Origin of the sequence: Streptomyces sp. NPDC001832, from assembly GCF_040297265.1 — a bacterium.
Taxonomy (GTDB): Bacteria; Actinomycetota; Actinomycetes; order Streptomycetales; family Streptomycetaceae; genus Streptomyces.
Genome location: NZ_JBEOYU010000029.1, coordinates 19,712 through 45,807, shown reverse-complemented (window position 1 = coordinate 45,807; position 26,096 = coordinate 19,712). Strand labels below are relative to the sequence as shown.

Below are 26,096 nucleotides of genomic sequence, written 5' to 3'. Positions count from 1 at the left end.
TCGTCCCCAGCACGTCACCCCGGACAGCCGGGACAGCACTGGACAAGCACGGGACAATCACCGTACGTAACCGTCTCGTCGCTCTTCACCGTACGCAGACCAGTCCAGGCTGAGTGCCGTGACCCAAGAAATCACTCGAATCGAACATTCCACTCCCACCCGGCAGTTCACCGTGCTGCTCTCCCCCACCCGCCGCGGCGCCAGACTCGCCCGTCTCCTCGCCACGGCGCATCTGGGCGACTGGGGCCTGCCCACCGAGCACGCCGCGCACATCGTCGCCGAGCTGGCCACCAATGCCGTGGTCCACGGCCACGTACCGGGCCGGAACTTCCAACTGGGCGTCGCCGTCAACCGCGACGCACTCCTGCGGATCGAGGTGACCGACACCCGGGACGAGCAACTACCTCCCACGCCCGGCACCACATCCGCCCCCGCCGACGACGCGGAATCAGGGCGCGGCCTGCTGCTCGTCGAGGCACTCGCCGACCGCTGGGGCATCGACCTCGGGCCCGTCCCCCGCAAGGCGGTCTGAGCCGAGATCAACCTCGCACCGCGACCGCTCCACCGGGTCGCGGAAACCCACGACCCGGTGAGCCACGTCACCGCGCCCCACGACACATAAGAGGGCGTCTCACGTGGCGGCGACGGAGTACCACTTCCTCGGGGTCGCAGCCGAGGAACTCGCTCTCGACCTTGAGGCTGGGCCGTCGCCCCATGAAGAGAACTCGCCCGGGGCGCCGCAATAGGGCGGGCCCGCTCGGTCCCGTCAACTCCTCAGCGCATCCTCACTACGACGTGTGAACCGGTCACGTTCTGCATATGTCACTGGCGTACCACCCCTAGCGTTTTCTGCGTGGTCAACTCATCGCCGGACATCCCGCTTCCCTACACGGGGACAGTCCTCCAGCCGCCCGTCCCGCTCCTCGAAGGCACCGAGCCGAGGCCGCGGGAACGCCCAGTAGACAATCTGCTCCTCGCCGAAATCGTGGAACTCGGCCTGGGCGAACGCCCCGCCGTCACTACGTGGAGAAATCTCATGGCCGAAACCGACCTCGCGTTCTTCCCCTCCGAGACTGCTCAGCGCCTGCGGATCGAAGGCCGCGCCCATGGCCTGGCACTGGGCGTCCTGCTTCTCCTCGCACAGACCGCCCTCCACGTACCCGACGAGACCCGCGACCGCATCACGGACTGCGACGACATGGACGCCCTGACCCGCTGGCTTCTCCGTGCCCCCAGTGCCTCATGCGTCGACGAGCTCTTCGACGAGCAACGCCCGACGCTGTAACTCCGCTCCGGGTTTGTGCCCGTCCGAAAGCCCGCCGAGACGTCGTGCGAACGCGGCAACCACTACCTGGACCGCGCACTCCTCGTCGAGACCCTCGCCGGGGATCTCGGCGCCTTCCTGTCATGACCGGTCGGCTGCCCGGGCTTTTCGCGGCGCTCGGCCAGCGCCTCCCGGCAGACCGGCTGGCCGACCTGCAGCACCATCTGCGCGCGGCTGACGGCCCGGCGGATCCCCTGCTCGACCGGTGGTCCGCCGACCACCCGGCAGCCGGCCTCGCCGCCCAGCTGAGCGCGGTACGGAAGGCGTGGCAGGACGAGGCCCCTCAACTCCCCGGGACGGCCCTCGCACTGCCCCTCGCCACGGCGACAGCAACCGAGGAAGAAAGAGAGCCACCTGCGGAGCTCGTGGTGAGCGGCCCGACGAGCTCCGCCATCCCCGTCCGCCTCACCAGCGGCATCGCCATCGAAGTCATACGTTCCGCTCGCGAGTCACTGCTCATAGCGAGCTTCGCCGCGTACGGAATCGCGGAGATAGTGACGGAGCTCCGTACAGCCGCCACACGGAACGTCCGTTAGATCTGCTCCTGGAAGAGTCGACCTCGGCTGCCCGCGCCTTCGGTCCTCTCAGGGACCATGTCCGGATCTGGCGCCGCGCGGACGACTCCGCCCGCGGCAGCCTGCACGCCAAGGTGATAGCCGCGGATCGGCGCATCGCCTTTCTGGGCAGTGCCAACCTCACCGGTCGCGCCCTCACCGACAACGTGGAGATCGGCGTCATCCTGCGCGACACGAGGACAGTCGGCCGACTGGTCGACCACCTGCACTGGCTCACAGGCCCGGAAGCCCGCTATCTGCGGCCCGGCAGGAAGGCTCTCGGTACCCTCGGCCGGTGATGACTCGTACGGGTATGGACGAGGCAGACGTGTGGTCGATGAAACGCACAACCTCTGCAGTGGCGGGGCACGCCGTCCGCGACGTGTTGTTGTGGACGGTGCTTTCGGGTGCCGGTCTCCTCTGGTACCTGGACCGTGCGCGGTCGTCCCTGACGCTGGGGCTCGTGATACCGCTGCTGGTGCTGGCGGCGGCGATTCCGGGCAGCCGCCGACGGCCCGGCGTCGCCGTGTTCCTCGTCCATGCGCTGTGCGCGCTGGGTCTGGCCTCCCCCGGCACACCGGCGAACGCGTACCTGCTGGCCCTGGCGGTGCTGAGCTTCCTGCTCGGCACCAGGTCGGCCGGTACGAGCCCGGCGCTGCCGATGCTCGCCGGTTGCCTGGCAGTCGATCTGGGTCTCTGCGCCGTACTGCGGGTCGACGCGGTGTACTGGTTCTACGCGATGACGCTTTTACCGCTGACCCTGGTGCTGCCCTGGCTGACGGGCCGCTACTGGAGGGCCCGGCAGGCGTTGGTACACGGCGGCTGGCAACGCGCGCGCAGCCTTGAGAAGCAGCAGGGGTACGTCGCGGAGCAGGCGCGCATGCGGGAGCGGGCGAGGATCGCGGCCGACATGCACGATTCGCTCGGGCACGAGCTCAGCCTCATCGCGTTGCGCGCGGGCGCTCTGGAGCTCTCGCCGACACTGACGGGCCAGGACCGGAAGGACCTCGCCCAGCTGCGCGCAAGCGTCGCGGACGCGGTCGGTCACCTGCGGGACACCATCGGCGTTCTGCGTGACGGTGCCACTGCGGAGCCGATGGTGTCGTCCGTCGAGTCCGTGGAGCAACTCGTCGAACGTGTGCGGGGATCCGGGGTCGATGTGGTCCTGCGTTGTGAAGGCGAGGTGCCCGCCCTGCCGCCGCTCGTCGACCGGGCGGTGTACCGGGTGGTGCAGGAGTCGCTGACCAACTCCATCAAGCACGCCCCCGGCAGCGGAATACGCGTACGGATCACCCGGAACGGTGGCCGAACCGAGGTACAGGTGGTCAACTCACCTTTCGTCACAGGGAGGTTGGCGGACACCATGTCGGGCGGTCACGGGCTGACCGGGCTACAGGAACGGGTTCTGATGATCGGAGGCACACTGCGGGCGGCGCCGCACGAGGGCGGGTTCGAAGTGATCGCCACCCTGCCAGACCGGGTGCGCACCGACCGGCCGGGGACCGCAGAGACCTCCGGTGCCTCGTTCGCGGAGAACGCGGAGAACGCGGAGAACGCGGAGAACACACATTCGGATTGGGATCCAGCATCAGAATCGGAATCGGTACGTCGGCTCGCCTCAGTCCGGCGCACTGCCAGATGGCGATTCGCCCTCGCCTTCGGCGCTCCCGCGGGAATCGGGCTCGTTACAGCACTGTCCGCCGCCCTGCTTGCCTATCAGCTGGCCACGTGCGTGCTGCGGCCACTGGACTACGCGGCGCTTCGCATCGGCGCTCCACGGAGCAGCTATGCGGCCGTGTTGCCGCAGCAGACCTTCCGCTACCCGTCCGACCACATGAAGGCGCAGCCCGCGCCCTTAGGCGCGGACTGCGAGTTCTACCGGTCGAACGCCAATCTGCTGGAACAGGTGGATGTGTACCGGCTCTGTTGGTCGGGCTCCCGGCTGGCCGCCAAGGACGTGCTGCCCGGTCGGCCGGGCGGTGGCTGAGTCCGGGCCCGTCTTCGAGGCGGCTGTTGACCGGCGCCGCGCCGAGCAGTCCTCAGGCGTCGCGCCTTTGCAGAACGAGCCGGCCGGCCAGGTGGCCGACGACCGCCCACGACAGCAGGATCGCCATCGCTGCCACCCGTGGGTACGGGGCATCGTCGGCGCCCTGCATCACATACGTACCTGCCGTCTGCGGCAGGCAGTCGTTGATCGTCAGCAGCACGTCGCCGCCCAGCCCGGTGAGTACGCTCGGCAGGGCCGAGATCAGGGTGAAGAGCACCGCCAGCGCTCCGGCCGAGGCCCGCAGGGCGAACGCCACTCCCACGGTGAGCACGGCGATCAGGGCGCAGTAGAAGCCCATCGCCAGCACCTGGGACAGCGCCTCGGACATCTCGAAGGTCGCGTGGCCGCGGAAGGGCACCCACGCCACCGCGATCCCCAGCACACCGAACAGGGTTCCGGCGATGAAGGCCACCGCGGCACTCACCAGCGACTTGGCCAGCTGCACCCGGCGCCTGACCGGCACCCACAGCAGCGAGGCGCGCACGCTGCTCGTCGCGTACTCGCTCGTCACCGTGACCATCGCCAGCACGACGACGGCGAACTGCACGAGAAGAAGGGAGGTCACCGGGGCATTGCCGACGGGCTGGAGCGGCTTGTCGTTGATCCGGGCGATCGAGCCGTAGTAGAAGGCGAAGATGCCCGCCGCCACCGCACCCGCCGACAGGCAGACATACGGCGAGCGGACGGACCACATCTTGGTCCACTCGGCGGCGACCGCACCGGTGAACCCGCCTCCGGAGTGGTGTTCGTGACGGTGCTCGGGAACTGCGGCGTCCACAACGCTCGGCATCGTGCTCACACCTCCGCCAGTCGTACCGGCCGGTCATCGCCCGCCCCGTATTCCACGCTCTGAGCGGTCAGTTCCATGTACACCTGCTCCAATGAGGAGGTAACGCCGGACAGTTCATGCAGCCGGATGCCGAGCCGGTGGGCGAGGTCGCCGACCTCCCCAACGGTGCTGCCCTTGATGACAACGGCTTCGTCGGCGGCCATTTCGACCCGCACACCGCCGCGCGAAGCCAACTGGTCGACCAGCGCGCGCCGGTCCTCCGGATCGGGGACCTGCACCCGCACCGAGGCCTGCGGGCCGCCGGCCAGCAGCTCCGCCATGGACTGGTCCGCCAGCAGCCTGCCCTTCCCGATGATGACGAGCCGGTCTGCGGTCAATTGCATCTCGCTCATCAGATGGCTGGAGAGGAAGACGGTGCGGCCCTGCGCGGCCTGCGTCCGTACGAGCTCACGCACCCAGCGCACCCCGTCGGGGTCGAGACCGTTGACCGGCTCGTCGAAGATGAGCACCCCAGGATCGCCGAGCAGAGCTCCCGCGACGCCGAGCCGCTGGAACATGCCGAGCGAGAACGCGCCGGCCCGCCGCTTGGCCACCTTCGCCAGCCCCACCGTCTCCAGCACCTCGTCCACGCGCTTCGCGGGGATGCCGTTGCTGCGGGCCTGGGCGAGGAGATGGCTGCGCGCCGAGCGGGCCGGGTGCAGCGCTTTCGCGTCGAGCAGCGCTCCGACCTCGCGGATCGGGTGCCGCAGTGATGAGTACGGCCTGCCGTCGATGAGTGCCTCGCCCTCGGACGGGTGGTCCAGGCCGAGGATCATCCGCATGGTGGTGGACTTGCCCGCCCCGTTGGGGCCCAGGAAGCCGGTCACCTGCCCTTCCCTGATGTCGAGCGTCAAACCGTCCACGGCAACGGTTCCGCCGTACCGTTTCGTCAGCCCTCTGAGCGTGATCACATGTCCTCCGGTGTCTTCCGTACTGCCTCGACCGTAGGAATCGCCGCCCCCTCCGGGCATCGGCCGCGCGGCGGTGATCACACCCCCTACTTTCGTCAGGAACCCCCTGACGATCGGGCAGTCCGCCCGCTGCGGCCCGCGGTTAGGCTGTGCCGGTGGTACGAGTGCTGGTGGCAGACGACGAGGCGATGGTCCGCGCCGGAGTACGCGCGATCCTGGCGCGGGATCCCGGCATCGAGGTCGTCGCCGAGGCTCCGGACGGGCACGAGGCGGTCAAGGCCGCGCGCGTGCATCGCCCGGCCGTGGCCCTGCTGGACATCCAGATGCCCCTCCTCGACGGGATCGCCGCCGCCGCGCAGATCCACCGCGAACTGCCTGGCACCGCTGTGATCATGCTGACCACCTTCGGCGAGGACGACTTCATCGCGCACGCCCTGCAGGCCGGTGCCAGCGGTTTCCTGCTCAAGGCGGACGACCCCAGGGAGCTGCTGTCGGGCGTGCACGCGGTGGCCGCAGGAGGCGCTTACCTGTCTCCGAAGGTCGCCGCCCGCGTGATCGCCGGACTGCGCACCGGCCGCCTGACGAACGGCACCCCGCTCCACCACTCGCTGGAGCGGCTGACCGAACGGGAGCACACCGTCCTCTCGCTGCTCGGCTCCGGCCTGTCCAACGCCGAGATCGCCGCCCGCCTCCATCTGGTCGAAGGCACGGTGAAGGCGCATGTCAGCGCGATCCTCAGCAAACTCGCCGTACGCAACCGGGTGGAGGCGGCGATCGTCGCGTGGGAAGCGGGGCTGGTCGGGCCTTCGTGAATCTGGGTGCTTTACGGCATTCGGCGCTCTCTCGTGCTCGTGGACGACGAAGGTGACGCGAGGACGCCGGAGGCGCCCAGTTCTCCGGCGAGCCCGACGGCCTTGTCCAGCTCGGGCCGATGGGTAGCGCGCGGGTGGAGATCTCCTCGGAGAAGATCCGGCTCACGCCCGCCTCGGTCAGCGAATCGACTACGGCCTGGCGGTCTGCGTCAGAACCGAGGCGTCGGCGTTCACGACACTCCCGTCCTTGAACAGCCCGGCAGAGGTACCCTCCAGGAATCCGGCGGCGACCACCACCGGCTTGCTCGCGGTGACGCGCAGACCGTAGGCGGGGGAGAGGGTTCCCTGGCCGCCGTCGTCCACGCCGGTCGTCGCGACGAAACCGCTGACGACAACCGGCGGGTGCGGGGCGTCGGTCGCGCCCAGGACGCGCAGCCCGGCGGCGGAGGTGTCGGTCCTGCCGTCACGTCGCGCGTAGCAACCCGACAGCAGGACCGGGCGGTTGGCCGCGCCCCGGGCAGTCAGATGCCAGCCGTCCCTGCCGTTGCGGTCGGTCGAGCAGCCGTTGTAGATGATGCCGTCGGAGTACGTGTCGAGGTGGTAGCCGTGCTCCCGGTTCCATACGCTCCGGCAGGACGCGTACGTCACATCACCGGGCGCCACATGGTAGAAGCCCGTGTGGCACTCGCCCGCCAGGCAGTCCGTGAGCTGGGCATCGGTGAGGTGCTCGAGGCGGAAGCCGTCGTACGTGCCCCGAGTCGCCCACGCCGTTACCTCGTTGAGTCGCCAGCCCTTGGGGAAGGCACGGCTTCCGTCGCTCCTGATGTACCGCGCGGTGCGTACCGCGTGACCGTCGAACTGCCAGAAGGAACACCGGTCCAGGACCAGGTCCCGGACCAGCCCGCTGGCCGACAGCCCGTCGAGCGGGCCCGGCTGGAAGACACCGTTGAACGCAAGGTCGACCAGGCGCACGCCCTCGATGTCGTACGCGAGGCCTGTCTCCTCCCGGTCCTGGATGCGGATCAGAGCCGCACCGGTGAACGAGCCGTAGAAGGGCTTGACGCAGGAGGGGGCCTGGGTGGCATAGGGCCAACGCCCGGCATGAGCACCGCGGACGGTGATGTTCCGGCGGCGGATGTGGAGCGTCTGCTTCGTCTTGTAGATGCCGGGCGGCAGATAGACCGTGCCGCCTTCGGGACAGGCGTCGAACGCCGCCTGCAGGGCGGTCCCGTCGTCAGTGGCGTTGTCGCCCTTCGCGCCGTACGGAGCCGCCGTGACGTCGATCCAGCCACCCTGCGGAGCACCCTCCGCCGCCTGCGACGTGCCGCCCGGAAGGACGGCCGCCGACACTGCCGCGACGGCGACGCCGCCCCAGAGCGCGGCTCGCCGGGACACCCCGCCCGCTCCGCCGGCCTCGTGCTCTGCGTGTGCCATGTGAACGCCCCCGTGGTGCCATGCGCGTCAGTTCCCGTACGCGTCGCACGGAGCCTAGCGCGGGCCGGCCCCGAGGGGTCGGCCCGCGCTGTTTCACCAGAACAGGGTCACGAGGTCACGAGGTCTTCTTCAGCGTGAAGTTGTCGGTCGTCGTCTCCCCCTTATTGAGCTTCACCGTGGTGACCACCGGCTGGTAGCCGTCCTTGGCCACGACCACGTTGACCGGGTTGTTGCGGGTGTCGAACCACAGGGCGAAGGTGCCGTCCTTGGCGGTCCGCAGGGTGTAGCTCGTCGTCGAGGCGTTGATCTGAACGGTCGCCCCGGCCAGTGGCGCGGTGCCGCCCTTGCCGTCGGCGCCGAGCACGGTGCCGGCGTACTTGCCCCAGTCCTTCGGTGGGTTGACGTGCATCTTCACGTCGATCGGGACGCCGGCGTACGGGGTGTCGGTCTGGACGGTCAGCGCCGCGGTGTAGTCGCCGGGCTGGGTGACCTCGGGGACCGTGGCGTCCAGGTCGACGGTGATCGTGGTGCTCTCCCCGGGCTGGAGTGTCACCTTGTCCTTGCTCGTGGACAGCCAGCTGACGTCCGAGGACTCGCCGCCCTGGTCGTAGCCGGGCAGCACCTCGACGGTGGACACCGGCGGCGTCGAGCTGCCGCCGGGGCTGCCGCCGACCTTGTAGAAACCGGAGGCGGCGCCCACACGGTAGACGCTGGTGTTGGCGTTGGGCAGGGCGGTCCAGCTGCCGGTGCCCGGGTCGAAGGCGTAGCCCTGGTTGGTGATGGCGGCGCTGTTGTTGACGACACCGCTGGAGACCAGCAGCATGCCGTTGCCCACGCTGTACGCCGAACCCCACAGGTCGGCGGGCATGTCGGCGATGGGCGACCAGCTGTCGGCGCCCGGGTCGTAGACGTAGGCGTGCTTGGTCGAACTGTTGCCGTTGCTGCCACCGGCGCAGTAGAGCTTGCCGTCGATGCCGCCGCAGGACTGCCAGGAGATCGGCTCCGGGTAGGAGGCGATCTGGGACCAGCTGTCCGACGACGGGTCGTAGACCGTGGCGTCCGTGGTGCCACAGCTGCTGGTGCAGCCGCCGACGACGTACAGCTTGCCGCCGAGCACCGCGCTGCCCGAACCGGCGTACGGCTTGGGCGAGGACGCCTTGGTGGACCAGCTGTTCGACGCCGGGTCGTAGACCTCCAGCTTGGCGTCGGGGTCGCCGCCGGCACCCCAGCCGCCGACCACGTACAGCTTGCCGCCGATGAAGCCGTGGGCCGGGTTGCCCTCGCGGGTGTCGGCCGCGGAGGCCAGCTTGGTCCAGGAGCCACTGTCGGGGTCGTAGGCGTACAGCGCGTTGGTGTCCGCGCTGCCTGTGTAGCCGAAGGCGGAGTAGACCTTGCCGTCGTAAACGGCGACCGCATTGTCCTGCACAGCGGTCGGCAGGTTGGCCACCGGCTGCCAGGCATCACCGGCCGCGTTGGCTGCCGGAGCCGCATCCGAGGTCTTGCCCTTGCTGAGGGCCAGCGGGGAGTAGTTGCCCTTCACCAGGTTGAGCGGAGCGCCGCCCTTGACCTGCTGGGTGAAGCCGCCCGGCTGCTCGCCCAGGGTGAGGCTGGCAGGCGCACCGCCGGTGTTCTTCACCGTCAGGTCCTGGGTGGCCTTCTTGCCCCAGTCGACCGTCTTGTCGATCGAGCCGGGGGTGAACGCCAGCTTGCCGGCCTTCAGGCTGAAGTTCGCCTTGTTGGTGCTGTCCGCCGCCACGTCCACCGACTTGTCCAGGTCGGCGTAGTGCGACTTGGAGGCGGTGAAGGTGTGGCTGCCGGTCTTGGAAATGAACATCCAGTAGAAGCCGCCGTCGAGCGCCGGGTCGTCCGGGGTGGCCGCGGTGATGGCCTTGTCCTGCGAGGCGTCGGTGTTGACGACAGTGGCGCCGACGACGCCGTCGTCGGTGTTGGCGTCCTTCACGGTACCGGCCACCAGGCCACCGTTGACAGGCTCGTAGGTCCGCTTGCCCACGAACACGTTGTCGAGTTCCCACCAGTAGCCGTAGCTGCCCGTGAAGTGGAACCGCAGCTGCACGCCGGGCTTCCCGGCGTAGGCGGTCAGTGGAAGCTCGACATGGGCAGGGCCGGTCAGGGTGGTGGTGCGCTTCCAGATGTTGGTCCAGGTCGCACCACCGTCAGTGCTGACGTCGATGTTGCCGGTTTGGTTGGTGTAGCTCTTGTAGTCGGTGTCGAACTCCAGTTGCGGGCTGTCGTTGCCGGTCAGGTCGAAGACCGGCGTGATCAGCGAGCTGTCCTGCTTTTTGCCGCTGCCGATCTTGTCACTGTCGACCATGGCGAAGGCGCCGGAACCACCGGTCTTGTTACCCCGGTTACCGAAGTCGTTGAAGGCCCAGCCACCGGTGGTGCCGTCGGCGTTGACCACGCTCCAGCCCTCGGGGGCGCCGGCGGTGGAGCCGAAGGGCTCGGTCGGACCGGACCGCTTGACCTGGTAACCGGGCGCCGTGGCCGCCTGGGCGTCCACCGGGACCGCGACGTTCACGGTCTGCGCCGCGTCATCCACGGTCACCTGCTTGGTGACCGCCTCGTAGCCCGGGTACACGGAGGTGAAGTGCAGGGTGTAGTCGACGCCCTGCGGCAGGTCGACGCTGTACGCGCCGGTGTACGGGTCGGTGAAGACCGGGGCGCCGGGCACGTCCTCGATGGTGATCTTCGTGTAGAGCGGCCAGCCGTGGCCGGAGCCGTCGGTCACCTTACCGGTCACGGTCTGCCGGGCCACCGCGTCCAGCGCGAAGTCGGTCGTGACGGTACCACCACCGTCGACGACGACGCCGTAGGCCTTCTTGGGCGCGTACCCGTAGGCGTACGCGGCCATTTTGTAGGTGCCGGGTGGCACCGTCAGGCTGTAGTGCCCCTGGGCGTCGGTGGTCGACCGGTAGATACCGGCTACGACGGAGGCGGCGGAAAGCGCCTTGCCGGAGCTGTCGGTGACGGCGCCGGAGATCTCGCCGTGCGAGCCGACGCCGGAGGCGGCGAGACCGCCCCCGGGATGCGTCGCGGTGGCGACGGTACCCGGAGCGGCTGCCTCGGCGCCGGTGGCAGCCTGGGCTGCGGGTAATCCCGCAGCCATGACTGCGACAGCCGCCGCGGTGAACGCGGCCAGTCGCGCGGAGATCCTCCGCGCGGCCGGTCTGGAATGCCTCGAAGTGCGCAATGTGTGACTCCCATGCTGCTGAGCTGGGGTCGACCCGTGCGCTGGTTCTCGGTCGACAGCAGATGGATTCATCCGCCGGGGCAACTAAACATCGTTGCCATGCTCTCGACAAGAAGGCCTGCTACCGTCACGCACCCTGGCGATGTCGGCGGCGGTGACCATCCCGAATCGCTCAGCTCGTCAAAGTGCCCTGGTGGAAGTACATGCGCCAGCCCACTTCCGTCAGACGCCACACGGAGCTCCGCCATACCCGGCGCCCGCCGTGGTCGGCGAAGTACGTCAGATGGACGATGCCAGGAGCGAGCACGACCCCGGTCATATCGCTGACCTCGACCGGAGCTTCGGGGGTCACCGAACCGTCACTCGTCACCGTGAGGATCGACGTCGCGTCCCAGCGCCGTCCCGACGCTCCGATCTCGAGGAACTCCGGGTCCAGGAGCTCCGAGACCAGGACCGCCGAAGCACGCACGTCAGGGTCGAGAAGCCGCATCTCCGCGTCAATGGCCGCTTGAACGGCCCGCTCACTCTTATCTGCCATGCACGGACCCTACGGATGTTCCTCGTCACGTCACAGCGAATAGTTCACGTAACGCAAGCAGCGACACGGGCGATGACGTCATCTCCCGTCACCATTTATGGCTGGGTTGATCGCCAACTGCCTCGGTGTCCTGACCGTTCTCACCGAAGCCGGTCGCCATCTCGTCCAATCCAGTCGGGGTAGCGGCCCGAGGGGCATCCGCGCCCGGCCGTCACGCGGGCCGCTACCCGGCCGACCATTCCCCGGTGCGGGCGAACCGCTCGATCGGACTCCCCCCTCTTGGCCGCATACACACGTCCGGCCCCCGATGCGCCATCGGGGGCCGGACGCCAAGGCAAGAACCGTCTTACGGCAGGTTCCTCGCCATGACGATGCGCTGCACTTGGTTCGTGCCTTCATAAATCTGCGTGATCTTCGCATCGCGCATCATCCGCTCCACGGGGTAGTCCCGCGTGTAGCCGTAGCCGCCGAGCAACTGGACCGCGTCCGTGGTGATCTCCATCGCGACGTCGGAGGCGAAGCACTTGGCGGCGGCACCGAAGAAGGTGAGGTCGCCATCGAGGCGCTCGGACTTGGCGGCGGCCGAGTAGGTGAGCTGGCGGGCGGCCTCCAGCTTCATGGCCATGTCGGCGAGCATGAACTGAACACCCTGGAAATCGCCGATCGGCTTACCGAACTGCTTGCGCTCCTGGACGTAGCCCTTGGCGTAGTCGAGGGCGCCCTGCGCGATGCCGAGGGCCTGTGCCGCGATCGTGATGCGGGTGTGGTCCAGAGTCTTCATCGCGGTGGCGAAGCCGGTGCCCTCCTCGCCGATGATGCGGTCGGCGGGGATACGGACGTTGTCGAAGTAGACCTCGCGGGTCGGGGAGCCCTTGATGCCGAGCTTCTTCTCCGGGGCGCCGAAGGAGACACCCTCGTCCGACTTCTCGACGACGAACGCGGAGATGCCCTTGGAGCGCTTGGTCGGGTCGGTGACGGCCATGACCGTGTAGTAATCGGAGACGCCCGCGTTGGTGATCCAGCGCTTCACACCGTTGAGCACCCAGAAGTCGCCGTCACGTACGGCCCTGGTCTTCATGCCCGCCGCGTCGGAACCCGCTTCGGGCTCGGAGAGGCAGTACGAGAACATGCCGTCGCCCTTGGCGAGCGGGCCCAGGTACTTCTTCTTCAGGTCCTCGGAGCCGGAGAGGATCACGGGGAGCGAGCCGAGCTTGTTCACGGCCGGGATGAGGGAGGAGGAGCAGCAGACACGGGCCACCTCCTCGATCACGATGACCGTGGCGAGAGCGTCGGCGCCCGCGCCGCCGTACTCCTCGGGTACGTGCACGGCGTGCAGGTCCGCGGCAGTCAGGGCGTCCAGCGCCTCCTGCGGGAAGCGCGCCTCCTCATCCACCGCTGCCGCGTGTGGGGCGATCTTCGCCTCGGCGAGCGCACGCACCGTCTCGCGGAGCATCTCGTGCTCCTCGGCCGGACGGTACAGGTTGAAATCGGTCGAACCCGCCAAGACGCTCACTCCCCAATAGACGCTAACTACCGTTAAGTAACCCAATATTAGAGCGCCGGTCCCGCGCTGGCCTATGCAAAGCGTGCGTGAGCTTCACGACAGGGGTGGTACAAGCTGCGCAGGCAGCCGGAAACCGGGCCTTCGGGGAGCACGACTATGCTCATTCACCGCACGTCTGTCCGCATCTCCCAGGAGCACTACATGGCCCTCAGGATCACTGTGATCGGCACCGGCTATCTCGGCGCCACCCACGCCGCGGCCATGGCGGAACTGGGCTTCGAGGTGCTCGGCCTCGATGTCGTGCCCGAGAAGATCGAGATGCTGGGCGCCGGCAAGGTCCCGATGTACGAGCCGGGCCTCGAAGAGCTGCTCCGCAAGCATGTGGAGGGCATCGAGGGAGCCACCGGACGGCTGCGGTTCACCACCTCGTGGGAAGAGGTGGCGGCCTTCGGCGATGTGCACTTCGTCTGTGTGAACACTCCGCAGAAGCACGGCGAGTACGCCTGCGACATGAGCTATGTCGAGAGCGCCTTCGAGTCACTGGCACCGCATCTGACCCGGCCTGCCCTGGTCGTCGGGAAGTCGACCGTGCCGGTGGGTTCGGCGGCCCGGCTCGCGGCGCGGCTGGCGGAGCTGGCGCCGGTGGGTGCGGAAGCGGAGCTGGCCTGGAACCCGGAGTTCCTGCGCGAGGGCTTCGCCGTGAAGGACACCCTGCACCCGGACCGGATCGTCGTCGGCGTGGCGAGCGAGCGAGCCGAGAAGCTGTTGCGCGAGGTGTACGCGGTGCCGGTCGCCGAAGGGTCGCCGTTCGTGGTGACGGACTTCCCGACCGCCGAACTGGTGAAGACCGCGGCGAATTCCTTCCTGGCCACGAAGATCTCGTTCATCAACGCCATGGCGGAGATCTGCGAGGCCGCCGACGGCGATGTGAAGAAGCTGGCCGAGGCGATCGGGCACGACGAGCGAATCGGCAGCAAATTCCTGCGGGCCGGGATCGGCTTCGGAGGCGGCTGTCTGCCGAAGGACATCCGGGCCTTCATGGCGCGCGCCGGTGAGCTGGGCGTGGACCAGGCGCTGACCTTCCTCCGCGAGGTCGACTCGATCAATATGCGGCGCCGCGGCCACATGGTGGAGCTAGCCCGGGAGGCCGTGGGCGGCGATTCGTTCCTCGGCAAGCGGGTGGCGGTCCTGGGTGCGACGTTCAAGCCGGACTCGGACGACGTACGGGACTCGCCGGCGCTGAACGTGGCCGGGCAGATACATCTGCAGGGCGGTCAGGTCACGGTCTTCGACCCGAAGGGCATGAACAACGCCCGGCGGCTCTTCCCGACCCTCGGTTACGCGGACTCGGCGCTGGACGCGGTGCGTGGCGCGGATGTGGTGCTGCATCTGACGGAGTGGCGCGAGTTCCGCGAGCTGGACCCGGCGGCGCTCGGCGAGGTCGCGTACCGCCGGATCATCCTGGACGGCCGCAATACGCTCGATGGCGAGCTGTGGCGCGAGGCCGGCTGGACGTACCGGGCGATGGGGCGCCCGAAGGCCTGACGCATCCGGTCTTCGGGCCGGTGTCAGCCGCGCCCGCGCGGTGGGTGCGCGCGGGCGCGGCACTTACGACCTGGGGAACAATAGGGAGTGGATCAGCGAGCGGCGTCATGCGGCTTCGAATCCAAGGCGGAGGAGGGAGGCGACGCGGAGCGTCGGTGACCGACGACAACGCGGGAGGCGGAGTCGCAGGGCGTCGGGAGCCCGCTCCCTATTGCTCCCCAGGTCGTTAGCCTGCCGGGGTGTCCAGCTGCTCGATCGTGGCGTGGGACGGGGCCCGGTGCGTGCTCAGCTCGCGTGCGACGTCCTCGGCGTCGCGCAGCACCCGTACCGCGTTCTGCCAGGTGAGCTTGACGAGATCGGCGGTGGACCAGCCCCTCCCGAGCAGCTCCGCGATCAGGTTCGGGTAACCCGCGACGTCCTGGAGGCCCTCCGGGAGGAAGGCCGTGCCGTCGTAGTCGCCGCCGATGCCGATGTGGTCGATCCCGGCGACCTCGCGCATGTGGTCGAGGTGGTCGGCGATCGTCGCCACGGTGGCCATCGGGCGCGGGTTGGCCGCTTCGAAGGCGGCGTGGATCTTCATGGCCTGCGCGGTGGTGTCGAGGTGATGCAGGCCGTGGGCGCGCATGTTCTCGTCCGCGGCATGGGTCCAGGCGACGGCCGCCGGGAGGACGAACTTCGGTACGAAGGTCGCCATGGCGATGCCGCCGTTGGCCAGGAGCCGGCCGAGGACGTCGTCGGGGATGTTGCGCGGGTGGTCGCAGATCGCGCGCGACGAGGAGTGCGAGAAGATCACCGGCGCGGTGGAGGTGTCGAGCGCGTCGCGCATCGTGGTGGCCGCCACATGGGAGAGGTCGACCAGCATGCCGGTGCGGTTCATCTCCCGTACGATCTCGTGGCCGAAGGGCGAGAGACCGCCGACGCCCGGCTCGTCGGTCGCCGAGTCCGCCCACGCGATGTTGTCGTTGTGGGTGAGCGTCATGTAGCGGACGCCCAGGGTGTGCAGGGCGCGCAGGGTGCCCAGCGAGTTGTTGATGGAGTGGCCGCCCTCGGCGCCCATCAGGGAGGCGATACGGCCCTCGTCGCGGGCCGCCTCCATGTCGTCGGCGGTCAGGGCGCGCCGCAGGTCGGCGGGGTGGCGTCCGATCAGCTCGGCGACCACGTCGATCTGTTCGAGGGTGGCGCTGACGGCCTCGTCGCCCGCCATGTCGGACCGTACGTAGACGGACCAGAACTGGGCGCCGACGCCGCCGGCGCGCAGCCGCGGGATGTCGGTGTGCAGATGGGCGGACTGGTCGGTGGCGATGTCACGGGCGTCCAGGTCGTAGCCGACCTGTTCGCGCAGCGCCCATGGCAGATCGTTGTGGCCGTCGACGACGGGGTACTCGGCGAGGAGCTCCGCGGCCCGCTTCAGCTGGTCCATCGGGGGCCTACTTCCCGAAGCCGAAGGAGTCGGCGCCCTCGACCTTGCTGCGCAGCCGCTTGCCCTTCTCCGTCGCCTGGTCGTTCAGCTCCTGCTGGAACTCGGCCATGCGGGCCCGCAGGTCGCTGTCGTGGGCGGCGAGGATGCGTGCGGCGAGCAGGCCCGCGTTGCGTGCGCCGCCGACCGAGACGGTCGCGACGGGGACACCGGCGGGCATCTGCACGATGGAGAGCAGGCTGTCCATGCCGTCCAGGTACTTCAGCGGGACCGGGACGCCGATGACGGGCAGCGGGGTGACGGAGGCGAGCATGCCGGGCAGATGGGCGGCGCCGCCCGCGCCCGCGATGATCGCCTTGAGGCCGCGGTCCGCCGCGTGCTCGCCGTACGCGATCATTTCGCGCGGCATGCGGTGGGCGGAGACGACGTCGACCTCGTAGGGGATCTCGAACTCGTCGAGGGCCTTGGCCGCTGCTTCCATGACGGGCCAGTCGGAGTCCGAGCCCATGACGATGCCGACGACCGGCGCGGCGGTGGCGGGGGAAGTCATTCGGTGATCGTTCCTCGCAGGTAGTCGGCCGCGTGCCGGGCGCGCTCACGCACGTCCGTCAGGTCGTCGCCGTAGGTGTTGACGTGTCCGACCTTGCGGCCGGGCTTCACATCCTTGCCGTACATGTGGATCTTGAGCTGCGGGTCGCGGGCCATGCAGTGCAGATACGCCTGGTACATGTCCGGGTAGTCGCCGCCGAGCACATTGGACATGACCGTCCAGGTCGCGCGCGGGCGGGGGTCGCCGAGCGGCAGGTCGAGGACGGCCCGGACGTGGTTGGCGAACTGCGAGGTGATCGCGCCGTCCTGGGTCCAGTGCCCGGAGTTGTGCGGGCGCATCGCGAGCTCGTTGACCAGGATGCCGGGCGTTCCGTCGGGTCCACGGGTCTCGAAGAGTTCGACGGCGAGGTGGCCGACGACGCCGAGCTCGGAGGCGATACGGAGAGCGAGCTGCTGGGCCTCGCCCGCGAGCCGCTCGTCCAGCTCCGGGGCGGGGGCGATGACTGTGTCGCAGACCCCGTCGACCTGGATCGACTCGACGACCGGGTACGCGACGGCCTGGCCGTGCGGCGAGCGGACGATATTGGCCGCCAGCTCCCGTACGAAGTCGACCTTCTCCTCGGCGAGGACCGCGACACCGGCCCGGAAGGGGTCGGCCGCGTCCGCCTCGGAGCGGACCACCCAGACGCCCTTGCCGTCGTAGCCGCCGCGGACCGTCTTGAGGATGACGGGGAAGCCCCCGACCTCTTCCGCGAAGGCCGCGACGTCGGCCGGGTCCTTCACGATGCGGTGGCGGGGGCAGGGCGCACCGACCTCGTCGAGTTTCGCGCGCATCACCCCCTTGTCCTGGGCATGCACCAGCGCATCGGGTCCCGGGCGTACGGGAATGCCGTCCGCCTCCAGGGCCCGCATGTGTTCGGTCGGTACGTGCTCGTGATCGAAGGTGATCACGTCACAGCCGCGCGCGAAGGCACGCAGCGTGTCCAGGTCGCGATAGTCGCCGACGACGACTTCGTTCACCACCTGGGCCGCCGAGTCCTGGGGGGTGTCACTGAGGAGCTTGAACTTGATGCCGAGGGGGATGCCCGCCTCGTGGGTCATACGGGCGAGCTGACCGCCGCCGACCATGCCGACTACCGGGAACGTCACTCCTCCAGGGTATCCGCCGCCCGCGGGGTCGCCCGACGACGGCCTCCGTCTGCCGCGGCGGGCAGGTACGTCACAGCATGGCCACATCTGACAGGAGATTCACAGAAAACCCATCGGCGGGCTGGTTAGCATGGCTGGGCTGACGTAACCGACAGACGGGCTGAGCGATCACCATGAGCGAACGGGGCGTACTGCGGGCCAGGCTGGATCTGCTGGCCCGGGAAGTCGCCAAGTTCGGCGCGGTCGGCGCATTCGGCCTGGTGGTCAATATGGGCGTGTCCAACCTGCTCTGGCGCACCACGGACATCCCGGTGGTGCGGGCAGGTCTGATGGCGACGTTCGTCGCCATCCTCTTCAATTACGTCGGCTTCCGCTACTGGACGTACCGGGACCGCGACAAGAGCGGGCGGACCCGGGAGCTGACGCTGTTCCTGCTGTTCAGCGGGGTGGGGGCGGTCATCGAGACCGGTGTGCTGTTCACGGCGACGTACGGGTTCGGGTGGGACAGCCCGGCCCAGAGCAATGTCTTCAAGATCCTCGGGATCGGCATCGCGACACTGTTCCGCTTCTGGTCCTACCGGACCTGGGTGTTCAGGGCGCTGCCCGCGAAGGAGGCCGTGCTGAGCCCGGAGGGTTTCCTGAAGCAGGGGCGTACGGAGCAGGTGCCGCGGGTCAAGGAGCGCCCGGTGCGGCGCTAGTGCCGCGACAGGGCAAACGTTGCCTGCCGCGGCACTAGCTTTCACCGCACCGGGCGTTCCGGATCCTGTCTGTTCAGGGCCACCCGGCTGAGGAACAGGGCGAAGACCGCCGGCTGCTGCTGGAGCAGTTCGAGGCGGCCGCCGTCCGCCTCCGCGAGGTCCCTGGCCACCGCGAGGCCGATGCCGGTGGAGTTGCGGCCACTGATCGTCCGCTCGAAGATCCTGGCACCGAGGTCCGGAGGCACGCCCGGGCCCTCGTCCGTGACCTCGATCACCGCCTGATTGCCGGTGACCCGGGTGCGCAGCGCGACCGTACCGCCGCCGTGCATCAGTGAGTTCTCGATCAGTGCGGCCAGCACCTGGGCGACCGCGCCCGGCGTGCCGACGGCCCGCAGCCCCTGCTTTCCGGAGCGGACGATGGCGCGGCCCTCGCCCCGGTAGGCCGGGCGCCACTCCTCGATCTGCTGCTTGACGATTTCGTCGAGGTCGAAGACGACGGCGGAGCCGGTACGCGGATCGCGGGCGTTGGTCAGCAGTCGCTCCACCACATCGGTGAGCCGCTCGACCTGGGTGAGGGCGATGTTCGCCTCCTCCTTCACCGTGTCCAGATCATTGGTGACCGAGATCTCCTCGATCCGCATGGAGAGCGCGGTCAGCGGTGTGCGGAGCTGGTGCGAGGCGTCGGCGGCCAGCCGGCGTTCCGCGGTCAGCATCCGGGCGATCCGTTCGGCGGAGGAGTCCAGGACGTCGGCGACCCGGTCCAGCTCCGGTACTCCGTACCGCTTGTGCCGCGGGCGCGGATCGCCGGAGCCCAGGCGTTCGGCGGTCTCGGCGAGGTCCGTCAGCGGCGAGGTCAGTTTGTTGGCCTGGCGTACGGCGAGGAGCACGGCCGAGATGATGGCCAGCAGCGCCACCGCACCGATGATCAGCAGGGTGCGGCCGACCTCGCGGGTGACGGCTGATCTGGACTCCTCCACGGTGACGCGCTCGCCCTCCTCTCCCTCGACCGTGCTGCTGATCACCCTGCCGGTGGGACGCGTACCGACTTCGAGGGGGGCGCGTCCGGGGATCTCGACCCGTGCGTAGCGCTTGCTGGAGATCTGCTCGGCGAGCAGCGAGGGGTTGATCCGTTCGGCCGCCAGGACCCGGCTCTCGACGACGTTGATCAGCCGCAGCGCCTCGGAGTCGACGCTCTCCTGGGCGCTGTTGCTGATGGTGCGGCTCTCGACGATGACGAGGGAGACGCCGAAGACGGAAATCACCACGAGCACCACGGCGAGCGTGGAGTTGATCAGTCTGCGGCGCATGACTGCTTCTGCACGTCAGCTCTTCTCGAAGCGGAAGCCGACGCCCCGCACGGTCGCGATGTAGCGGGGGTTGGCCGCGTCGTCGCCGAGTTTTTTGCGGAGCCAGGAGATGTGCATGTCGAGGGTCTTGGTCGACGACCACCAGGTGGTGTCCCAGACCTCGCGCATCAGCTGGTCACGGGTGACGACCCGGCCGGCGTCGCGGACCAGGACCCGCAGCAGGTCGAACTCCTTGGCAGTGAGCTGGAGTTCCTCGTCACCCATCCAGGCCCGGTGTGACTCGACGTCGATCCTGACGCCGTGGGTGGCAGGCTGCGGAGCGGGTTCGGTGGCGCCGCGGCGCAGCAGCGCCCGGACGCGGGCGAGTAGTTCGGCCAGGCGGAAGGGCTTGGTGACGTAGTCGTCGGCGCCCGCGTCCAGGCCGACGACGGTGTCCACCTCGTCGGCGCGGGCGGTCAGCACCAGGATCGGCGCGGTGTGGCCTTCGGCACGGAGCCTGCGGGCAACTTCGAGGCCGTCCATCCCGGGCAGGCCCAGGTCGAGTACGACCAGGTCGATTCCGTCCTGGAGGCCGGCGTCGAGTGCGGTCGGACCGTCTTCGCGGACCTCGACCTCGTAACCCTCCCGACGCAGGGCGCGGGCCAGCGGCTCCGAGATGGATGCGTCGTCCTCGGCGAGCAGTACACGGGTCATGGAGTGATGGTAGTCCGCGCCGGGCGGGTGCTGTGAGGTGATCTGAAGGGCCTGCGGGTCCGTGAGGAAAGCGGAGAAGGGCCTTCGAATACGGGAGTGCGGCTCCACCATGACCTGTGATCCATATCTCAAGTCCTTTCAAATCCGGCAGTGTCGTGACGTATGGTTGCTCGACGCCTGTTGCACTACTCAAGGACCCTTGGGCAGCTTTTAGCGCCAAGGGTCTTTTTGTTCTGCCGGCTGGTACCCGCCAGTCGTGAACCCAGTGAATGACCTGCGGCCGGGCCTGGAGCGCAAGAATGCGCGCCGGGCGTGGATCCCGATGCGGTCGGTCCCCGTCTCCTTCAGTCGGCTCCTCGGCGAGCCCGGCAGTCGGGACGAATCCCCTGTCAGGCGTGGGGGTGGGACCCGGCCGTTTCGGTGCCGGCCTCCCCCCACCGGGCGCGTAACGCTTACGAGGCGTCGCGTCCCGAGCAAGCAAGGATCGACCATGGCGTCCAGCCTGACGAAGGACTCGGCCAGTACTTCTGGATCGGAGAAGACCTTCTTCGGCCACCCCCGCGGCCTGGCCACTCTCTTCATGATCGAGATGTGGGAGCGCTTCAGCTACTACGGCATGAGAGCCCTGCTCCCTCTCTACTTGATCGCCCCCGACGGGCTTCACATGAACCCGGCCACGGCCACGGCGATCTACTCGGTCTACGTGTCGCTGGTCTACCTGCTCGCCATGCCCGGCGGCTGGTTCGGCGACCGTGTCTGGGGTCCCCGCAAGACCGTCGCCGTCGCCGGTACCGTCGTCATGATCGGCCACCTGGCGCTGGCGCTGCCCACGCAGGCCACCTTCTTCGCAGGTCTCGGACTGGTCGCCATCGGCTCCGGTCTGCTGAAGTCCAACATCTCGACGATGGTCGGCCACCTCTACGACGGCCCGGACGACCCGCGCCGAGACGGTGGCTTCACGATCTTCTACATGGGCATCAACACGGGTGCCTTCGCGGCGCCGCTGATCATCGGCACCATCGGTGAGAACGTCAGCTGGCACCTGGGCTTCGCGCTCGCCGCGCTCGGCATGGGGCTGGGACTTCTCCAGTTCCTGGCGGGCACCCGCCACCTGGGCGAGCGCAGCCACGTCGTCCCGAAGCCGCTGTCCGCCGCCGAGCGGGCGAGCACGCTGCGCAAGAGCATGATCTGGCTGGCCGTCGCGGCCGTCTTCTACATCGTCACGGTCGTCACCGGCGTCTACACGCTCAACTGGCTCCTGGTCCCCATCACCATCGCGGGCCTGGTCATTCCGATCGTCGTCCTGGTGCGCATCAAGCGCGACAAGGAACTCAGCGCCACCGAGCAGTCGAAGATGTCCGGCTACATCTGGTTCTTCGCCGCCGCCGCCATCTTCTGGATGATCTTCGACCAGGGCGGTTCGACGGTCGCGCTCTTCGCCGCCTCGTCGGCCGACAACAGTGTCTTCGGCTGGGAATTCCCGGTCTCCTGGTACCAGTCGGTCAACCCGGTCCTGATCATGTCGCTGGCCCCGGTCTTCGCCACCTTCTGGCTGGCGCTGAACCGCCGTGGCAAGGAGCCCAGCAGCATCGTGAAGTTCAGCTCCGGCCTGGTGCTGGCCGGTGCGTCGTTCTTCCTCTTCCTGATACCGCTGACGATCGCGGCCGACGGAAACAAGGCCGGCGCGATGTGGGTGGTCGCGATCTACTTCGTCCAGACGCTCGCCGAGCTGACGCTGTCTCCGGTTGGTCTCTCCGTCACCACGAAGATGGCTCCGGCCAAGTACGCCAGCCAGATGATGGGTGTCTGGTTCCTGGCCGTCACTGCCGGTGACTGCATCACGGGTCTGCTCTCCATCGCGGGTGTGGAGCTCAACGGCACCGGCGTGGTCACGCTGGAGGCCTTCCTCGCCGTTGCCGCGGGTGTCGCGATCTTCACGTACCGCGGCAAGGTCAAGCAGCTCATGGGCGACGTGCGCTGACGCACCGAACCCCGGTGGTACGAAGGGCCGCTGCACCGACTCCTGGAACCCGAGGTCGGTGCAGCGGCCCTTCGCGTGTATCCGTACGAAGCTCAGCTCACCTGGTGCCGCGCAGCCTGCGCCACGGGGTGAAGGTGAACACGGCGCCGCCCAGCAGGATCGCCGTCCCCGCGACCAGGCCGAGTGCGCGCAGGGTGCCGTTGTCCTCGGCCCCGGTGGCGGCCAGTCCGCCGCCGGAGTCCGTGCCGCCTGCCGTGGAGGCTGCGGAGCCCGTGGTGGTGCCGCCGGAGGCACCGCCCTGCTGGGCTGTGGTGTCGAGTTCCAGCGACGGGGCCACCTGACCCTTGACGTTGCAGGGGATGTTGATCTTGGAGGAGCCCAGGGTGACATCGATCGTCAGGGTGCCGGGGCTGAGCGTGGACTTCCCGGACGCACCTGGCTTGTAGGTGCCGGTCATGTCGGACAGATCGACCGGCTTGCCCTGCTCCAGCGGCTCGGCGTTGGCGGGTCCGGTGACCTTCACCGAGCCCTTGTCGGCGCCGCCGATGACGATGTCCATGGAGGGCTTGAGCGCACCGGCGGGCAGCGCGGCCGGGCTGTCCATCACGCCCTTGGCCGTCTTGACCGTGAGCGCGTAACTTCCTCCGCTCTTTTTGGCGTTGATGGTCACTTTGGAGGCGATGGCGGCCGGTCCCGGGGACGTACAGGCGAAGTTGACCGAGACCTCCTTGCCGGGGAAGTCGGTCTGGCCGCTGCCGCCGCCGGAACCCGAGGTGGTGCCGCCCGCAGTGGTACCACCCGTGGCCGTCGTGCCGCCGGCGGTCGTGCCCGCGGTCGTGCCGCCCGTGGCCGTCGTGCCGCCGGCGGTCGTGGAACCGGTGGTGGAGCCGGAGGTCGTACCGCCCGCCGTCGTGGCTCCGCTGCCGTCCGTGACCTCGATGGTCGCGCCCGGCTGCACCGTCTCCTTCGGGGTGCACTTGGTGTCCGTGGAGATCGGCTTGGAGACGTTGATGTTGTAGGCGTCCGGCGTCAGCGTGATCTCACCGGCCTTCTCCAGCTTCAGCGTGCCCTTCATGTCGGACAGCACCATCGGGCTGTTCTTGGGGATCGGCGGGTTCTGCCGCGGCCCTTCCATCTGCAGGGTGCCCGTGGCCGCGCCGCCCACCTTGATGGTGCCGGTCGGCTTGACCGTGTCCTTGTCCAGGTCGAGGACATCGGGGTTGTTGGAGGCGGCCCGGACCGTCTTCCACACCACCTCGACGGTGTCCCCGACCTTTGCCCCGGCCGGCGCGGTCAGCTGCACCTCGGTGGTGCCCTGCACGGGCGGCAGTCCGGAGATGGACGGGGGAATGCACTCCGTCTTGTACGAGACGTCGGCGGCCTGGGCCGGGCTCGCGGCCAGCAGCATGCCCGCGCCGCCGAGCATCATCGCGACTCCCGCCGCGACGGTCCTGCGTTGCGTACTCACGAATGTCCCTTCGTCGTCGGTCTGTTCTCTGACGGTGCGGAATCCGGTGTGAACCACGGCAGCACGGCCGTGGTGGTGGGCGCGGCCGCGGGGCTCTCGGCTTGCCCCGGTGCGCGGCGCAGCTTCGGGACCCTGGCGGTCACATCGGCCAGTTGTGGGTGACGGTGGCACCCGACACGGACCGGGGCGCGGGAGGTACGGGGACGTACCTTGTCGACGATCGCCATGCCGATCCGGAACACCGCGGCCGGTACGACGACGCACAGCAGGATCCAGAAGACGGTGACGCCCCAGGGGCGGCCGACCCCCCACGGCTGCTCGGCCAGCACCTTGCTGCCGTACTTCAGCGAGACCTGGTAGTCGCCGTGGGCGCCCGCCGCCAGTTCGACCGGCAGCTTGATCTGCGCCTTGCGGCCGGACTCGATGGTGCCGCGCCACTGCCGCTCCTCCCACTGCGGGGCGAGAACGCCGTGCGCGGTGCCGATCCGGAAGACCGGGTCCTTGACGGGAGCGGACCCGAGGTTGCCCACGGTGAAGACCAGCTGCCGGGCGGGTGGGGCGCCGAACCAGGTGAGGATCCCGCTGTCGCCCTCCAGCCGGGTGGTGGCCAGTACCGCGAGCCTGCCGCCCTCGCTCTCCTTCGGCAGCGCGGCGACCGGGTGACCGGCGACGACGAACACGGCGTCGGCGGTGGCCTGTTCCCCGGTGACGGTGGCGACATGCACCACGCAGGGGCAGGGTGCGGGCGGCTCGGCGACCGGCATTTTCTTGCTGAAATCGCCCTTGGTGCCGGTGGTGACGGCCCGACCCTCGGCGTTGGCACAGGAGTTGGTGCCGCCGACCACGCCGCGGTCCGGCGTGGACTGTCCGCAGATCAGCATCATCAGCAGCGTGTTCGGACGCCAGCCGCTGCCCTTGACGGTGATGCCACCGCCCTTGCCCGCCTGCTGCTTGGAGAGGGTGACCACGGGCTTCGCGTCCGCGGCCCTCGTACCCGCCGCGACGGCGCCGGTCGCGGAGAGTATCAGCAGGGTGGGCAGCAGTGCGCCGAGCAGCGCAGCCGCCCACCGGCGGCTGCCTCCGCGGAATGTCGCCGGTCCGGTCTGTCCAGTCACGATTCCGCTCCCGCCTTCACCAAGTGCCTTCTCTCGACCTGCTGTTGATCTCCCGAAGACTGTCCGGGCCTGTCGTCGTCCGGTGGCCGTCTGCGTAAGCGCCGGAGCCGGTACGCGTACGTGCCCGCGGCGACGGCGGCCAGGAGCAGCAGCACGCCACCGGCCACCGGCGCCCACGGGACGAAGACCGCACGGGCCGTCGCCTCGCCGTGCGCGCCGCCCGCCGCCGTGACGCGCAGCCGTACGGTCACCGAGTCGAAAGCCGGGGCGTCCCGCCACGGTTCGCTGAGCCTGACGTGCTGTCCGGGCAGTAGTTCCACCGGCAGCGTGCGCGCCTCGCGCCGCAGCAGCGTCCCGGACACTCCATCGGCACCGACCGCGATCCGCGGGGCCAGCGCCGTGTTGCCGCGGTTGACCAGCGTGTAGTGGATGGTCCGCCCGGACACGGTGACGTCCTCGACGGTGAGTGCGGCCAGCGTCGGCCCGCCGACCCGCAGTTGGACCCGCACACCCACCGAGCGGCCCCCGCTCTCCACGACGATCGCGCCGGGGTGGTCGCCGGGCGTCGCGCCGGCCGGCACCGTGACGGAGAACGGCACATCGGCGCGGGTGCGGGCCGGCACGGTCACCTCGGTGGCAGCGGTCCGCAGCCAGGCGCCGGTCCCGGTGGAGCCCTTGCCGCCGCGTACCGCGAAGCCGCCGTCCTCGGCGTTGTACGCGTCGGCGCCGCGCAGCCGCACGGTGACCGGGGCCGTACCGGAGTTGGTGACGGAAAGCCTGTCCTGAAGGACGGTGCCGGGCGGGCCCTCCAGGTAGAAGTACGGTCTGCCGCCGTCCGCGCCGAAGCCGCTCACCGCGGGCTGCGCCGTCCACGGCGCGGGGCTCGCGGGCGCCGGCGTCCGGGCCACGGCGCCGGCCACCGGAGTCAGGGCGAAGGTGAACAGCAGCACGGCGAGGGCGAGTCGGGCGGCGTGACCGGTCGGCGACGGCATGGGCGGCTCCCTGGTGCG

General features: G+C 69.2%; 23 protein-coding genes. 9 read left to right on the top strand and 14 right to left on the bottom strand.

Features of this window, described 5'->3' with window-relative positions; translation table 11 throughout:
- Positions 1 to 118 precede the first annotated feature (118 nt).
- The 5 genes from ABT115_RS21670 (at position 119) to ABT115_RS21650 (ending at position 3,865) form a co-directional block, all read left to right on the top strand.
- Positions 119 to 532 carry an ATP-binding protein gene (locus ABT115_RS21670; protein WP_351792240.1) on the top strand — a complete coding sequence of 138 codons (414 nt, stop codon included), beginning with the start codon at positions 119 to 121 and terminating at the stop codon, positions 530 to 532.
- 321 nt (positions 533 to 853) lie between these two features.
- Positions 854 to 1,285: a hypothetical protein gene (locus tag ABT115_RS21665; protein ID WP_351792237.1), complete on the top strand. Its 432-nt coding sequence runs from the start codon at positions 854 to 856 to the stop codon at positions 1,283 to 1,285.
- 122 nt (positions 1,286 to 1,407) lie between these two features.
- Positions 1,408 to 1,860, top strand: a complete 453-nt coding sequence (locus ABT115_RS21660; RefSeq protein ID WP_351792338.1) for a hypothetical protein — start codon at positions 1,408 to 1,410, stop codon at positions 1,858 to 1,860.
- A gap of 2 nt (positions 1,861 to 1,862) precedes the next feature.
- The gene (locus ABT115_RS21655) at positions 1,863 to 2,177 is read left to right on the top strand and encodes a phospholipase D-like domain-containing protein (RefSeq protein WP_351792325.1); all 315 of its coding nucleotides are present in this window, start codon (positions 1,863 to 1,865) and stop codon (positions 2,175 to 2,177) included.
- Positions 2,177 to 3,865: a sensor histidine kinase gene (locus tag ABT115_RS21650; protein ID WP_351792322.1), complete on the top strand. Its 1,689-nt coding sequence runs from the start codon at positions 2,177 to 2,179 to the stop codon at positions 3,863 to 3,865. The genes ABT115_RS21655 and ABT115_RS21650 overlap by 1 nt, the downstream gene beginning before the upstream one ends.
- Positions 3,866 to 3,917: 52 nt before the next feature.
- On the opposite strand, the gene ABT115_RS21645 is transcribed toward ABT115_RS21650, so the two are convergent.
- Together ABT115_RS21645 and ABT115_RS21640 are read right to left on the bottom strand one after the other, a co-directional pair.
- Positions 3,918 to 4,715 (bottom strand): ABC-2 transporter permease family protein, encoded by a 798-nt coding sequence (locus ABT115_RS21645; RefSeq protein WP_351792234.1) that lies wholly within the window; start codon positions 4,713 to 4,715, stop codon positions 3,918 to 3,920.
- A 5-nt stretch (positions 4,716 to 4,720) separates the two neighbouring features.
- Positions 4,721 to 5,665, bottom strand: coding sequence for an ABC transporter ATP-binding protein (locus tag ABT115_RS21640; protein WP_351792231.1), 945 nt, complete (start codon positions 5,663 to 5,665; stop codon positions 4,721 to 4,723).
- A 164-nt stretch (positions 5,666 to 5,829) separates the two neighbouring features.
- Between ABT115_RS21640 and ABT115_RS21635 the strand changes: the two genes are divergently transcribed.
- Entirely contained in the window at positions 5,830 to 6,477 is a 648-nt protein-coding gene (locus tag ABT115_RS21635; RefSeq protein WP_351792319.1) for a response regulator, read from the top strand.
- Between the two features lie 189 nt (positions 6,478 to 6,666).
- On the opposite strand, the gene ABT115_RS21630 is transcribed toward ABT115_RS21635, so the two are convergent.
- The 4 genes from ABT115_RS21630 to ABT115_RS21615 all read right to left on the bottom strand — a co-directional run bounded on the left by ABT115_RS21630 (position 6,667) and on the right by ABT115_RS21615 (position 13,164).
- Positions 6,667 to 7,911, bottom strand: coding sequence for a glycosyl hydrolase family 28-related protein (locus tag ABT115_RS21630; RefSeq protein ID WP_351792228.1), 1,245 nt, complete (start codon positions 7,909 to 7,911; stop codon positions 6,667 to 6,669).
- Between the two features lie 115 nt (positions 7,912 to 8,026).
- Positions 8,027 to 11,038, bottom strand: a complete 3,012-nt coding sequence (locus ABT115_RS21625; protein ID WP_351792226.1) for a carboxypeptidase regulatory-like domain-containing protein — start codon at positions 11,036 to 11,038, stop codon at positions 8,027 to 8,029.
- Between the two features lie 256 nt (positions 11,039 to 11,294).
- Positions 11,295 to 11,660 carry a nuclear transport factor 2 family protein gene (locus tag ABT115_RS21620; protein WP_351792223.1) on the bottom strand — a complete coding sequence of 122 codons (366 nt, stop codon included), beginning with the start codon at positions 11,658 to 11,660 and terminating at the stop codon, positions 11,295 to 11,297.
- Positions 11,661 to 12,006: 346 nt separating this feature from the next.
- The gene (locus tag ABT115_RS21615) at positions 12,007 to 13,164 is read right to left on the bottom strand and encodes an acyl-CoA dehydrogenase (protein WP_351792220.1); all 1,158 of its coding nucleotides are present in this window, start codon (positions 13,162 to 13,164) and stop codon (positions 12,007 to 12,009) included.
- Positions 13,165 to 13,365: 201 nt separating this feature from the next.
- Between ABT115_RS21615 and ABT115_RS21610 the strand changes: the two genes are divergently transcribed.
- Entirely contained in the window at positions 13,366 to 14,709 is a 1,344-nt protein-coding gene (locus tag ABT115_RS21610) for a UDP-glucose dehydrogenase family protein (RefSeq protein WP_351792316.1), read from the top strand.
- Positions 14,710 to 14,935: 226 nt separating this feature from the next.
- Here the strand turns inward: ABT115_RS21610 and ABT115_RS21605 are convergent, their stop codons facing one another.
- The 3 genes from ABT115_RS21605 to ABT115_RS21595 are packed head-to-tail and all read right to left on the bottom strand — an operon-like array spanning position 14,936 to position 17,824.
- A complete protein-coding gene (locus ABT115_RS21605) occupies positions 14,936 to 16,129 on the bottom strand; it encodes a dipeptidase (RefSeq protein WP_351792217.1) in 1,194 nt (397 codons plus the stop codon).
- A gap of 7 nt (positions 16,130 to 16,136) precedes the next feature.
- Positions 16,137 to 16,676 (bottom strand): 5-(carboxyamino)imidazole ribonucleotide mutase, encoded by a 540-nt coding sequence (gene purE / locus ABT115_RS21600; RefSeq protein WP_351792214.1) that lies wholly within the window; start codon positions 16,674 to 16,676, stop codon positions 16,137 to 16,139.
- Complete coding sequence (locus tag ABT115_RS21595; protein ID WP_502969138.1) at positions 16,673 to 17,824, bottom strand: 5-(carboxyamino)imidazole ribonucleotide synthase; 1,152 nt, start codon at positions 17,822 to 17,824, stop codon at positions 16,673 to 16,675. Before ABT115_RS21595 ends, purE begins: the two co-directional genes overlap by 4 nt.
- A 173-nt stretch (positions 17,825 to 17,997) precedes the next feature.
- Here ABT115_RS21595 and ABT115_RS21590 point away from each other — a divergent pair, with 173 nt between their 5' ends.
- The gene (locus tag ABT115_RS21590; RefSeq protein ID WP_351792209.1) at positions 17,998 to 18,522 is read left to right on the top strand and encodes a GtrA family protein; all 525 of its coding nucleotides are present in this window, start codon (positions 17,998 to 18,000) and stop codon (positions 18,520 to 18,522) included.
- A 41-nt stretch (positions 18,523 to 18,563) separates the two neighbouring features.
- Here ABT115_RS21590 and ABT115_RS21585 read toward each other — a convergent pair whose 3' ends face one another.
- Positions 18,564 to 19,829 (bottom strand): sensor histidine kinase, encoded by a 1,266-nt coding sequence (locus ABT115_RS21585; protein WP_351792206.1) that lies wholly within the window; start codon positions 19,827 to 19,829, stop codon positions 18,564 to 18,566.
- Positions 19,830 to 19,844: 15 nt separating this feature from the next.
- A complete protein-coding gene (locus ABT115_RS21580) occupies positions 19,845 to 20,522 on the bottom strand; it encodes a response regulator transcription factor (protein ID WP_351792203.1) in 678 nt (225 codons plus the stop codon).
- 490 nt (positions 20,523 to 21,012) lie between these two features.
- Here ABT115_RS21580 and ABT115_RS21575 point away from each other — a divergent pair, with 490 nt between their 5' ends.
- Entirely contained in the window at positions 21,013 to 22,503 is a 1,491-nt protein-coding gene (locus ABT115_RS21575; RefSeq protein WP_351792200.1) for an oligopeptide:H+ symporter, read from the top strand.
- 97 nt (positions 22,504 to 22,600) lie between these two features.
- Here ABT115_RS21575 and ABT115_RS21570 read toward each other — a convergent pair whose 3' ends face one another.
- The 3 genes from ABT115_RS21570 to ABT115_RS21560 are packed head-to-tail and all read right to left on the bottom strand — an operon-like array spanning position 22,601 to position 26,078.
- Entirely contained in the window at positions 22,601 to 23,932 is a 1,332-nt protein-coding gene (locus ABT115_RS21570; RefSeq protein WP_351792313.1) for a hypothetical protein, read from the bottom strand.
- 35 nt (positions 23,933 to 23,967) lie between these two features.
- Positions 23,968 to 25,086 (bottom strand): hypothetical protein, encoded by a 1,119-nt coding sequence (locus ABT115_RS21565; protein WP_351792197.1) that lies wholly within the window; start codon positions 25,084 to 25,086, stop codon positions 23,968 to 23,970.
- Positions 25,083 to 26,078 carry a COG1470 family protein gene (locus ABT115_RS21560; RefSeq protein ID WP_351792194.1) on the bottom strand — a complete coding sequence of 332 codons (996 nt, stop codon included), beginning with the start codon at positions 26,076 to 26,078 and terminating at the stop codon, positions 25,083 to 25,085. The genes ABT115_RS21565 and ABT115_RS21560 overlap by 4 nt, the downstream gene beginning before the upstream one ends.
- Positions 26,079 to 26,096: the final 18 nt, after the last annotated feature.

Coding starts and splice junctions, on each gene's coding strand:
- ABT115_RS21660 (WP_351792338.1), top strand. CDS start 1,408: ATGACCGGTCGGCTGCCCGGGCTTTTCGCGGCGCTCGGCCAGCGCCTC.
- ABT115_RS21650 (WP_351792322.1), top strand. CDS start 2,177: ATGACTCGTACGGGTATGGACGAGGCAGACGTGTGGTCGATGAAACGC.
- ABT115_RS21645 (WP_351792234.1), bottom strand. CDS start 4,715: ATGCCGAGCGTTGTGGACGCCGCAGTTCCCGAGCACCGTCACGAACAC.
- ABT115_RS21630 (WP_351792228.1), bottom strand. CDS start 7,911: ATGGCACACGCAGAGCACGAGGCCGGCGGAGCGGGCGGGGTGTCCCGG.
- ABT115_RS21625 (WP_351792226.1), bottom strand. CDS start 11,038: ATGGCTGCGGGATTACCCGCAGCCCAGGCTGCCACCGGCGCCGAGGCA.
- ABT115_RS21620 (WP_351792223.1), bottom strand. CDS start 11,660: ATGGCAGATAAGAGTGAGCGGGCCGTTCAAGCGGCCATTGACGCGGAG.
- ABT115_RS21610 (WP_351792316.1), top strand. CDS start 13,366: ATGGCCCTCAGGATCACTGTGATCGGCACCGGCTATCTCGGCGCCACC.
- ABT115_RS21605 (WP_351792217.1), bottom strand. CDS start 16,129: ATGGACCAGCTGAAGCGGGCCGCGGAGCTCCTCGCCGAGTACCCCGTC.
- purE (WP_351792214.1), bottom strand. CDS start 16,676: ATGACTTCCCCCGCCACCGCCGCGCCGGTCGTCGGCATCGTCATGGGC.
- ABT115_RS21590 (WP_351792209.1), top strand. CDS start 17,998: ATGAGCGAACGGGGCGTACTGCGGGCCAGGCTGGATCTGCTGGCCCGG.
- ABT115_RS21585 (WP_351792206.1), bottom strand. CDS start 19,829: ATGCGCCGCAGACTGATCAACTCCACGCTCGCCGTGGTGCTCGTGGTG.
- ABT115_RS21580 (WP_351792203.1), bottom strand. CDS start 20,522: ATGACCCGTGTACTGCTCGCCGAGGACGACGCATCCATCTCGGAGCCG.
- ABT115_RS21575 (WP_351792200.1), top strand. CDS start 21,013: ATGGCGTCCAGCCTGACGAAGGACTCGGCCAGTACTTCTGGATCGGAG.
- ABT115_RS21570 (WP_351792313.1), bottom strand. CDS start 23,932: ATGATGCTCGGCGGCGCGGGCATGCTGCTGGCCGCGAGCCCGGCCCAG.
- ABT115_RS21560 (WP_351792194.1), bottom strand. CDS start 26,078: ATGCCGTCGCCGACCGGTCACGCCGCCCGACTCGCCCTCGCCGTGCTG.